Source organism: Paenibacillus prosopidis (genome assembly GCF_003337375.1).
In the GTDB taxonomy this organism is placed as follows: domain Bacteria; phylum Bacillota; class Bacilli; order Paenibacillales; family Paenibacillaceae; genus Pristimantibacillus; species Pristimantibacillus prosopidis.
In genome coordinates this window covers 273669-285581 of record NZ_QPJD01000006.1, presented here as the reverse complement: position 1 = coordinate 285581, position 11913 = coordinate 273669, and the positions used below count along the sequence as shown (strand labels likewise).

At 44.9% G+C, this 11913-nt stretch carries 5 protein-coding genes; 1 reads left to right on the top strand and 4 read right to left on the bottom strand.

The window, feature by feature from the left end; all coding sequences use genetic code 11:
• From DFP97_RS11470 to DFP97_RS11455, 4 genes are all read right to left on the bottom strand, one after another.
• Positions 1 to 921: an ABC transporter permease gene (locus tag DFP97_RS11470; RefSeq protein ID WP_342773266.1), complete on the bottom strand. Its 921-nt coding sequence runs from the start codon at positions 919 to 921 to the stop codon at positions 1 to 3.
• A gap of 736 nt (positions 922 to 1657) precedes the next feature.
• Positions 1658 to 2983, bottom strand: coding sequence for an AbfB domain-containing protein (locus DFP97_RS11465; protein WP_181873473.1), 1326 nt, complete (start codon positions 2981 to 2983; stop codon positions 1658 to 1660).
• A gap of 105 nt (positions 2984 to 3088) precedes the next feature.
• On the bottom strand, positions 3089 to 4513 hold the full coding sequence (locus DFP97_RS11460) for a family 43 glycosylhydrolase (protein WP_114380112.1): 1425 nt from the start codon (positions 4511 to 4513) through the stop codon (positions 3089 to 3091).
• Positions 4514 to 4650: 137 nt separating this feature from the next.
• Positions 4651 to 9294: a LamG-like jellyroll fold domain-containing protein gene (locus DFP97_RS11455; RefSeq protein ID WP_181873472.1), complete on the bottom strand. Its 4644-nt coding sequence runs from the start codon at positions 9292 to 9294 to the stop codon at positions 4651 to 4653.
• Between the two features lie 299 nt (positions 9295 to 9593).
• Here DFP97_RS11455 and DFP97_RS11450 point away from each other — a divergent pair, with 299 nt between their 5' ends.
• The gene (locus tag DFP97_RS11450) at positions 9594 to 11843 is read left to right on the top strand and encodes an AraC family transcriptional regulator (protein WP_114380110.1); all 2250 of its coding nucleotides are present in this window, start codon (positions 9594 to 9596) and stop codon (positions 11841 to 11843) included.
• Positions 11844 to 11913 lie beyond the last annotated feature (70 nt).

Sequence of the window (11913 nt, the reverse complement as noted above, 5' to 3'; positions counted from 1 at the left end):
CTAGAATAGTTTGTTTTCTTCGTTGACTTTTCGGACGGCATAATTGCTCAGCAGGACGACGATAAATCCCAACGTAGATTGGAACAAGCCGACAGCCGAAGACATTCCCAAATCTCCGGAAACCTTCAGCATACGGTAAACGTAAGTGTCGATAACCTGCGTCACCGGGAAAAGCTGGCCCATCTCACGCGGCACAAAGAAGAACAATCCGAAATCCGAATAAAATATTTTTCCTATCGATAACAGAGTCATAATGGTAATTAAAGGAATCAATAACGGAATCGTGATTTTACGAATCATTTGAAGCTTAGTTGCCCCGTCAATGGCCGCCGCTTCAAAATACTCTTGGGAAATGCCCATTATGCCCGCATAGAAAATAATGCTGACGTAACCGATCCCCTTCCAGATATGGATGAGCGTCAGAAGGATGGGCCAAATCCAGGTCGTCGTATAGAAATCAAAGGACGTGAAGCCCATTTTATTGATTAGACTCGAGATAGCTCCAAGAGGTCCAATTAAGGAGTAAGCCATGTAAGCCACGATAATCCACGAAAAGAAATAAGGAAAGAAAAAGATCGTTTGATAAACCTTCAGAAATCTTGTGCTGATCACTTCATTAAGCAGGATGGCGAAAAGGACAGCAAGCGCAGTCCCAACCACAATAAAGACTATATTGTATCCGAGCGTATTTCTAACGACAAGCCATGCGTCATTGGAAGTGAAAAAAAACTTAAAATTATCGAAGCCGATCCACGGACTGTGAAAAATCCCATCTACATAGTTGATGTCTTTAAATGCAATGAAGATTCCCGTCATCGGGATATACGAGAAGACGAAGAAAACCAGAATGGCCGGCAGCGCAAGGATGCTTAATTGAATCGTTTTTTTATTTTCTCTGGAGCCCAGAATTTTATTGATCACTTCTTCATACTCCTTCACATATTTAGTAATTCTTAATAGATACTATTGATTTGTCTGTATCGTCCTCCTTACGGCATAACAATATCATCCGCCCCAGACAGTAACAATTTCTTATTCTCGCGATAAGTTCTGTTTGGAGTAAAAATCGAGTACGCAATTTAAGAATTTGTTCAGAAATTAGGGGTTGGCATTACTTATTGATTCTTTTTTAGCGTGGGAGACCACAAAATGTATGCGATAAATCATATAAAATTAGCGGCACACACATCGAAACAGTCGATTCTATACGATATTTCATACACAAACCGCGATTTGAGCCCGGATTCTGAAAATGTAGTCGAAAAATCATATACATTCTATGCTTGTGTACGTTTACGTTAAAACTATCAACAATTAATCGACAGCCTCATCTGTATAACGCAAGCACCGAAAACTATATATTAATGGTAGCCCCTTCTGCGAATAGCACAGAAGGGGCTTTTCTCAATCCAGGTTACGAGTAAAAAGAAAACCGCTTCCACATCGGAGTTAACCAATAGGAAACGGTTTAGATGAATGTTTGATGATGGACATAGGTCATGTCCGGAGATATCTGAGGTGCAGGCTTCAAATCATAATCAAAAGGCTGATCGTGCAGCACCGCCGGGGAGGATCCGGATAGTCGCCTGCCAAAATAGTGGTAATACCTTGAATTATAGACATCGTAGGCCTCCAATGATTTGATAATGTAGTTCTGCTATCCTAACTGAAAGGTCGCGTAGGCCTTGTCCCGTTCACACTCTATGATGGATATCCGAATATATGCACCATCCACGATCAAGTACATGTCCGGATACGAAAACGAACATAAAGATGACCATGATGGGTCACTTAACCCTTCCATGCGCATAAAAGTGCACTCCTCCCGAAAGTTGTCGGAATCCTCCAGCTTGCTTAATCGCAGCACAAACTGGCTACTCCTCAAGTAGAAGCCTGGTTGATGAACGGACTCAATGCTTACACCATCCGGCGACGCTAAGCCGCGAGTTACCTTCCAAAGCGAGGAAGTATACGGGTCGAACGGGATTGGCGCAAGCTTTGCGAATGAATCGTCCGCCCTCAAATAATAATCAGGCAGCGCATAGGATCTGATCCTGAACCAGAAAGGCGGCTCGTAAGTCTGAATCAGCCTGCTCCACTCAGCTTCATTTACACTCAGAATGGAAACATGCTTGGCATTCGGTGGCAGTTGATAGTTACGCCGGTCCATCGGCTGCCAATTCCCACTATTCAATTCGGAGGTTTCCCACACAAAAAATTTGGCATTGATGGGCGTATAACAATCTCCGTATAAGTACCATTTGTCTTCATCCAGTGACCTGATCACAAACGGTCCCTCAATCATAGGTTCCCCAATGGGCCGTGTATACACCGCCTTGTTAAAGCTCCCTGGTTGTAGTGATGAAGCGACAGCTCCTTTGATCCTCTTCCCTTCAAAGGGAGCTTCGTCGGGATTACGTTCGTCCTTGAAATATAAAAAATACATATCTCCATGAGGTATGATCGAGGCGTCAATAACATCGTATCCCGGATCAAAGAATACCTCTGCTTCCGTTACGCTCAGGAAATCCTGTGTATAGTTTACGTAAATCCGATTGCGCTCCGTGTTCCCAGACCAAAAGATCGCATACTGCTGTCGTTCGGGATCGTATATGATCTCGGGCGCCCAGGCATGCATGCCCGAACTGTTCAAACGAAGCAGCCTGCCCGCTTCAAAGTAAATCAGATCCGGCGACTCGTAGCACATAATCGATTCACTGTTCCACATATTCGTCGCGACCACGATATATTGGCCGTCTTGCTTCCTAAAAATAAATGGATCTCTCATCCCGCATTCGCCTATCTCGGGTACCAAGACAGGCTGGCCGGCATGAAGCGGTCTCCAATTTCTTCCATCACGACTCGATGCGAGATGCAGCGCGAAAGCATTCGCAAGCCGTTCCGGCGACTCGGTAAAGTAGCCCATAATATAACCGCAGGATGGATTGGCTTGTTTTCCGTCACCTGTCAGAATTTCATTCATTTCATTTATCCTCCTCGATCTTATGGAAGCTGACTCCCCGAGCGTATTCATTAATGACAAAGTTCCCTTGCTCCGGTCGTAAGATTAACTCTCCGTTACCCATTTTCAAGCCATCGAAAAACCAGCCCGATAGGAGAATCCGCTGAATTTGATATTTCCTACGCCGGTTGCGTTCAACGCAATGCGGAGACTTAGAAAATCACCCAATACATTGTGATGGAAGCCCGACATTTCGAAACCATGGTCCAGTTTGGTCCACTGTCCTTTCAAGTCACGGAAGTACAGGCTTACCTCATGATGATCATTAACGATTCGGAGCGTTACGGATTCTCCGGACAATGGCATATGTTCAGTCGAATAATCATTTCGGAAAGCAAACGCCTCCTTGCCGTCAAAGCCGATACCAAAGTGAAAACCCGGTTTATAGAACAAGCCAAGCGTGCCTTCTGCCTCGCCTTCCACCGTAACGGAAACTTCGGCTGTATAAGCATGATGCATAGGAATACACAACAGCGGTTCTGCGTGTTTCTTGGAGTCTGCTTTTAGTACCAGTCGATTATCTTCTATTCTATAATCACCAAGACGTTCCCCTCCGAAGAAATGCCAGTGAAGCCCCAATCGTCCGGAATCCGCAAGCACCAAAGCTCCATCCGAAGGCTGTGCAGTTACAGTAACCTCAGGAACTGCTCCGCCTTCGGCATCAACCGAGGTGTACCAGCCATCGGCTGTCCATTGAATCGGTTCGATCAGCGTCTGCCTGCCGAGGGTATAATAATCTTTTTCATAAGCATGATACACGACAAACCAATTCCCTTCGGGCGTATCAACCAGCGTCCCGTGACCCTTGGACCACCAGGTTTCGCTGCGGTCCTTCGTGCGCACAATCGGATTATATGGAGAATTATCCCATGGCCCTTCCAGCGACCTGGCGCGGGCGGAGACGATCATGTGGCTGGTCGCAGGTCCGGCAGTCCCCCCTTGCGCGCTAGTTTTATAGTAATATCCATCCTTAAACGTAAGCTTTGGAGATTCCAGATAAAAACCTTCCGTCATCCATTCCTTGGGATATCTCCAACCGTCGTATACCTTCCTTAAATCTCCTACGGTAGATAGGCCATCCTTTGATAACTTGACCACATATCCTGAGGACAAAAATAGAAAACGATTCCCTTCTTGATCTTCCGCATGTCCCGGGTCGATATAGCCAACCTTCAAGTCGATCGGTTTGCTCCATGGCCCTTCGGGGGATTCTGCTGTTACGACCCAATTGGTTCCGCCGGCTGGAAAATAGATATAAAATAGTCCCTTATGATAGATCAAATCCGGTGCCATAATCGATCCGCCCACATGCTCAAGAATCGCGTGACCGATTGGCTCCCAATCGATCAGATTATGGGAATGCCACACGAGCAGCCCCGGGGTATAGTGGAATGAAGAATGCGTCATATAATAGTGACGGCCGACTCTAACAATGGATGGATCCGGATAGTCGCCTGCAAAAATAGTGTGAATCCCTTGAATTAGTGACATGGTGAGCCTCCAGTCTTATTAAAAAATCTTAATGAGCCAGTTGCTCTGACAGCAACTGACTCCGTATGAATAATTACTTCAAATAATCTACATGGCTAATTGGATTTCTTCAACCGACTTCCATTCGGAATAATCGGTTACCCCCCGTTCATAACTCCCAATACTTCCGGAGCGGATAAAGCACGATCATAAATGCGGAAGTCATCAACCCGCCCGTTAAGATAGGGGTCAGGGAATTGGGAGCGGCCGATCCAATTCTGTGTGGTGACGCCAAGGTCGGATGGTTTAATGGTCATACCGCTATTGCTGCCTACTATCTGGCCATCGACGTATAGCGTACCCGTCGAACCGTTCAGAGTAACCGCCACATGATGCCAGCCGCCCGTTGGCAGAGCCGCTGTCCCATTGATGATTTGCTCGCTCGAACCGTTCAGTTTGATAGCAAAGCGGATCTTGTTGGTTCCCCCAGCTTTCGGCGTCAGGAACATATAGGTGTTCCCTCCGGTACCCAAATCGAAGATCCTCGACCAGGTGCTCACGGTATCCTGATACACCCAGGCAGTTACTGTGGCCGTGGCAGCACCGGAAACAACGCCTGCCGGCAGGGCGACATAGCTGTTCGTTCCGTCCAGATCCACAGCGTTGCCGCTGTTGCCGGTCGCCCAAGTGGTGCCGCCCATCAATGTGCCGTTCCAGCCTTTGCCGGACACATCGTTTGCCGTCGTTCCACTTGTTTCGTTAAACGGAAGCTCTGCAATCGGCAACTTCGTTTGCCCGTTCATGACATGCGTGACTTCCGTAGCGGTTAGAGCGCGATTATATATCCGGAAGTCGTCGACCCGTCCGTCGAGATAAGGATCAGAAGCGTATTGGGAGCGCCCGATCCAGTTTTGCGAGGTAGCTCCCAGAGTGGACGGTTTAAGCGTCATCCCGGTATTGCTGCCTACTTGAGCGCCGTCTACGTAGAGGATGCCTGTCGAACCGTTAAGCGTGACCGCTACATGATGCCAGCCGCCTGTCGGGAGCGCTGCTTGCCCGTCAATGATTTGTTCAGCCGAGCCGTTGTTCTTGATCCCAAAACGGATTTTGCTGTTCGCTCCATTTTTCGGCGTGAGGAACATATTGGTAGCCGATCCGGAACCGAAATCGAAGATCCGCGTCCAGTTGCTCACCGTATCCAGATTCACCCAAGCTGCTATTGTGATGGTATCATTGTTGGAAACGACGCCAGATGGAAGAGCGACATATTGATTCGTTCCGCTCAGATCCACAGCGCTGCCGCTTTCGCCTGCCACCCGATTTGCGCCGCCAACCAATGTACTGTGCCAGCCATTGCCAGTCGTATCAATAGCCGTCGTTCCGTATGGCTCGTCAAATTGCAGTTGCGCCTTCAACAAGGTATCGCCTTTGTTTCCGAAATCCACTTTAACAAGCTGCCATTGCTGACTATTGACGCCAGTATCGCTAGATTGGATGATCTGTGCGCCAGCTGTCGTTGAAGAGCCGGTAACATCGGCCAAGTAGGTGCTATTCGTGTTCTTGATCTTGAAATAACCATTTCCGGTTCCGACATCGATGAGTTGCCAGTGTTGACTGGAGGCATTGGTATCGTCCCACTGAACAAGATTCGCGCCAGTGGAAGTGGAACCCCCAGATATATCGAGCACTTTGCCGCTATTTTTATTTATGATTTTGTAGTCGCCGCTTGCTGTTTTGACAATTTGCCAGTGCTGATTGAAGCCACTGATGTCATTCGATTGAATAATATTCGCGCCGGAATCCATGGAACTCCCGTTTACACTCATTACCTTGCCGCTATTTTTATTCACAAGCTTGTAATAAGCGGTTTGGTCTGGAGCTGATATAGAAGCGAACGCATCCAAAGCACAGACTGTATCGCTTGAAGCAGCATTTTTGGTTCCCTTGCAAACGACCTTAATGGTGTGAGACCCATTCAGAAGATTGGTGTTTTGATACAGAAGAACTTGTTTCGTCATGTTTAGCGCATAAGCATCAATATCGGCCTGTGCAAGAACGCCATCGATATAGACATCTACTTTTCCCATGTTGGCTTGTGTCATGCTCAGATATCGAACGCCCGTTCCGTTAAACGTATATTCCGCATAGCTATTGGCGCTATTGATAAACGATTCAGAACCATTGTAATCCCGTGAATCGTTCCAGTTGCCCCATGCGGGACTATAGGTGACACTGGCATTCTTGTCGTCCACATAATTCCATTGCTGTCTAACAAGGAATCTGGACTCTGCGGAACGATTCCCAAGTGCGTCCACAACATAAAGCTTATAATCTCCGGCAGCTTTCGGTACAGAGATCGAGGTCGCCGTACCGCCTGCCTTGGTCATCGTGTTGCCTTCCGCGAAGGTAGTCGTGCCTGAAGGAGCCAACCATACCGTTTTAGTCGCATCGCCAGCGCTGCGGATCGGTATCGTTAACGCATTGGTATCCACGTATACACTAGCAAGCAGCAGGTAATCCGGCAATGAGAAGTTGGACTGCGGTATAATATCCCGATAGGAGTCCTCAATTCCGGAATTTAGCGCAATGTTGTACGGCTGCAACGGAAATACATCATTGGAAGTTAAGCCATCTTGGTTATCGCTATTGTACGTATTCTTAGTCCAATCACCAGTTTTTTTCACTGAACTCCCATAATTGGAATATATTGTATTATTTCTTGATACACTGTTGGGGTGATAGTTTTGAACATACAACCAATTCACGTTATTTCCAATGTTAGCAACCAGATTATTGTTTACGTTAAAACCTTGAGTTTGTTCGTCCAGATAGATTGCTCCGGCTGGCGCGAAATCATCACGAAAATAGTTGTTATTGATGGAGGAGTTCGGTTGTGAGCTTAAGGTATAGACTCCGCCGCCATCATGTAGAACATTCATCACGTCGTGTATATAATTGTATTGAACGGTATTATTCTGGGCCACTGAAGGCGTTGTCCAGCCAAAATTTGTTGATCCAGGATCAGGCACTCCCCAACCCCAGCCTATTGAAATCCCGTCATATGGAACGTCTGTGATTTCATTATGGGAAATGTTGGTGCCATCCGTAAAGAGCACATTGATACCCGGTGCATCCATATACTCCACACCGGCCTGCGCGATATAGTTATTCTTTATCGTATTGTTTTTAATGGTTTTGACAGTCGGATCCGCTTCCGCGTAAACACCTAACATATCAAGCCTCATCCAGCTCCCGCCCGTCTTAACGACTTTTATCGTATGTTGGCCATACGACAGCCCTGGATTAGTGTAGAGGAGTTTAACAAGGCTGCCGTTGGCATAATAACCATCGATCGTCTGTTGAAATGTTCCGTCAATGTACACATCTTGGGTGCCTGTAGTCGTATCTGAAGTGCCGTAATAATTGACGCCGGAGCCCGTAAAGGTAAACTCAAAGTAATCGTTATTATTTTGGGTTTGTCGGACATCACCCTGGTAATTGGAAGAATTATAATTGTAAGAACTAGAGAAGCTTCCACTATAAGTGATTGCACTATCGTTATTATTGTAGAAGGCGCTTACGTTATGCCCTTGATCAAAGGGGTCACCCATCCAGATAGCAGATGACGAAATATCCTGAAAGACGTTTCCGATAACGGTGTTGTTTTGACACCCGTATTCGAAACTCATCGCCGCTGCACCCAAATGAGCAAATGTGTTGCGTTCCAACCTCACATTTTTAACAGCCGAGAATGTGACATTGCTTGGCGTTTTGATTTCGTTTCCTGATCCGCCTTGAGTTCCGAAGCGCAGCTCGCCTGACTGCCCGGGTATATAACCTTCCCCGGTACTTGTTCGCAACCAAGTCGCATAGGCGAAGGTGATGCCGTAAAATTGCACGTTATGCAACGGAGTAGCATAGGTTCCTGCTGCGTTTACAAGCTTTTCCAAAACCGGCGCTACGACTGTAGCCGTCGATATGTTTTCATTCGCAAGAGGCTTGTAGTAGAGATAGCCGGCAGTACGATCCAGATACCATTCGCCTTCCGAATCGAGCAATTCATAGGCATTCTCAATCCACGCCGGATTCCCCATTTTGTTAGAACCAAAAGATTTGCCATTGGCCCAGCACGGGTGCTGCATCGTAACAGAAGTCCCGGAAATGGAGGAAACGCCGCAACGATAGCTTCTCCATGCTACATTGGAAACAACTTCAATATTACTTTGGTTGCCCCAGCTGGCCATTGTTGAATCAGGGGCGAAAAAGCCGTTGCTCATTACCGACCAGCCTGGCGGATTCAAGGCGCCTCTGGCGCGGGTCGCGCGTACGCCGTTTACATAAAGCTGCCGGGTATTGAGTGAAGTTCCCACATTAGCCCGATATATGTTTTTCACGCTGTCATATTGCGTCCAACCTGTAATTTGCTGGCCTCCGCTGATGACAGGATGTGAACCGGGATCCGCTTGATAGATTACATTGTAGCCGTTCGTTCCCGAATCATGTACAGTCTCGCTTTCCGTTAACTGAAACGTAGAAGATAATGTATAAGTTCCATCCAACAATCTAATGATAATATCTCCAGTCATATTACCATTTATAGTGCGGGCTTGATCTCTAGCTCCTTCAAGGGAACATGGCGAAGCCTGACGGCAAACAGTGCCGCTTCCGGTCGGTGAAGCATAAAGCGTTGTCTGAACTGCGGCTACTGCCTGATTGGGAGCAACAATAGTTGCGAAACCACTAAAAGATAACAATATGGCAAGAAAAGCAATAAGCGTTGGTTTCCATCTTCTTAATATCATTTCGATTCCTCCATAAGTATATTTGGGTAGGGAAAATAATTTGAAACCGAATTTCAAATCAAGCGCTTTCATTCCACCTTTCTAAAGTATCGTCCTAATGGGTGCCTTACGGCATAACAATATCATCCGCCCCAGACAGTAACAATTTCTTATCCTCGCAATAAGGTCTGTTTGGAGTAAAAATCGAGTACGCAATTTAAGAATTTGTTCAGAAATTAGGGGTTGGCAAAATGAAAATATTACTGATTGATTCTTTTTTATCGTTTATGATAGTCTTTGTACTATAGGAGTTGACTAATTTGCTCAAATCATTCGTACTTAAGAACCCTTATCAGTTGTTCATAACGATACTGCTGCCTTTCCTGCTCAGTACAGTCTTGCTCCTATTTGTACAATCCTCATTTTTAAATCAGAATTTTGTGAATTTTTCCTTAAATATGGTTTACAATCAACAAAAAACCGACTTGCAGAATACAAGCCGGAATGTCAGTTTAATGGCTGACACGGTCAGGTCCGTGGCAACCACCGCTTTTTTTGACGATATGATTAAAGATCTGCTGTATTCAGACATCAATCCGGAAGACTATATGAAATATATTAATAAACTGCAAACTTATAAAAATATATATCCATTCCTGCAATCCATTTATATTTATAATGGCGATCTGGTTTATGCGATTCCAAGTAAAGACTTCGTTAATGGGCGTACGACTTTCAGCGATCAAAGCATTTTCCCGATATTGGACGACATCCAGCATAACCGCTCACACAGCATTGTGCTTCGGAAGATCCCAAATGTCATGGCAGATATTGATGTCAATGCCCCTAAGGAAATTTACGTTTATTCTTATTTGTTCTTTGATTCTCAAGTTGTAAGCGGTAAAGTGAGCGAAGCCATTATTTTGAATATCTCTCAGGATTCGATTAAGCAAAGCATCAGTTCTTCGGATCCGAACAATAAAAACCGGATTTTTATTGTAGATCATAACGGGAAGCTGCTGTCTGATGATGGTTCGCATCCATTATTAAGCGATCTCAGCGGGGATTCGTATATCCATCAGATTATCTCGTCCAATGCAAAAGCAGGCAATATGCGAATCAAAGTTAATGGGGTGGATTCTTACGTCACTTATGCGTCCACGGATGCTTATAATTGGAGTTTAATTAGCATCACACCTTATGCATCCATTGTCCAAGATGTTCAAAAGATGAAGGAAAAAACGTACCTGTTTGTATGTTTATTCATTATCGGCAGCATCCTGCTTTCGCTCTATTTTGCACGGAGGCTTTTCAGGCCCATCAATATGGTGCTACAAAATTACAAAATTTTAGAATCCGAGCAAAGAAATGCGTTCTACTATAGAAAACAAGATTTTTTACGCCAGATGGTTCATTCGGCCGATCTGATTCAAACCGATTCCCTTCGCAAGCAGTTTGCGAAGTTTCAAATTACGCTTGAGCCAACCGAATGGTATGTTCTGCTTCTTATCAAACTGGATAACTATAGCAATTATTGCGCAAAATATAATCTGAATGACCGCCAATTGTTAAAATACGGACTGGCTAATATTATTTCGGAGCTTCTTACCGAAACATACGTTCATGAATGTGTAGAGGTCGAAGAAGACCAAGTTCTTGTACTGATTCATTACAAGTCCTCCGATTTGCCTTTCAAAGATAAGCCTTTGTTTACACTTGTCACTCAAATCCAAAATTGTACAACCGAGTATCTTGGCATCTCCACCTCAGCTACAATCAGCGAGGCGTTCGAAGATTTGTCGAATGTGAATTATCATTATTTGAAAACGCTGGATTTATCCTATTACAGAATGATTTTAGGGCATCAAAGCATCATTTTCAGCGAAAGCTTAAATATTAATACGGATGATTTCAAATATCCGCAAGACCAGGAAAAAGAATTATCAGATAGGCTAATCCAAGGTCTAACGGATGAGGCCAAAGATATATTGTCGGATATGATCCGGCATGCATCTCAATATAGCTACACCATACTTAATTCCGTCCTTATCAGGTTGCTGTTGTCCATCCGTTATGCGATTGAAATTCTAGAAGCCAATCATCACATCAAAGTGAATTTTAATTTCAATACGTATTTGGCCAACCTGCAAAAAATGGAAACGTTGGATATAATCGAAGCTGATTTCTTTGAATTGTTCGAAAACCTGTCCAAAGAGCTGGAGTCCAAAAAGGATAACAAATATATCAAGCTGTTGGAAGACGTTGACCAATTTATTCAAGCAGACTTTAGAAACCCTTACCTGTCATTGGATACCATAGCGGAAAAAGTGAACTTATCCCCGCCTTATCTGGGGAAATTATTCAAAAAACACAGGCTGATCTCTATGACAGACTATATCAATAATGTCCGGGTTACTTATGCCAGCAATCAAATTGTCGTATCGGAGGATACCATTAACGAGATTATGGAAAAGTCAGGCTTTTCAAGCCGCAGCCATTTTTACACCTTATTTAAAAAGGCCTATGGAGTCACGCCGAATCAATTCAGAAGCAATTTTAAGGGAAAGTAAAAAAAGCCGAATTTAAAGTAATAACGAAAGCACCGAAAACTATTTTTTAATGATAGCCCCTTCTGCGAAT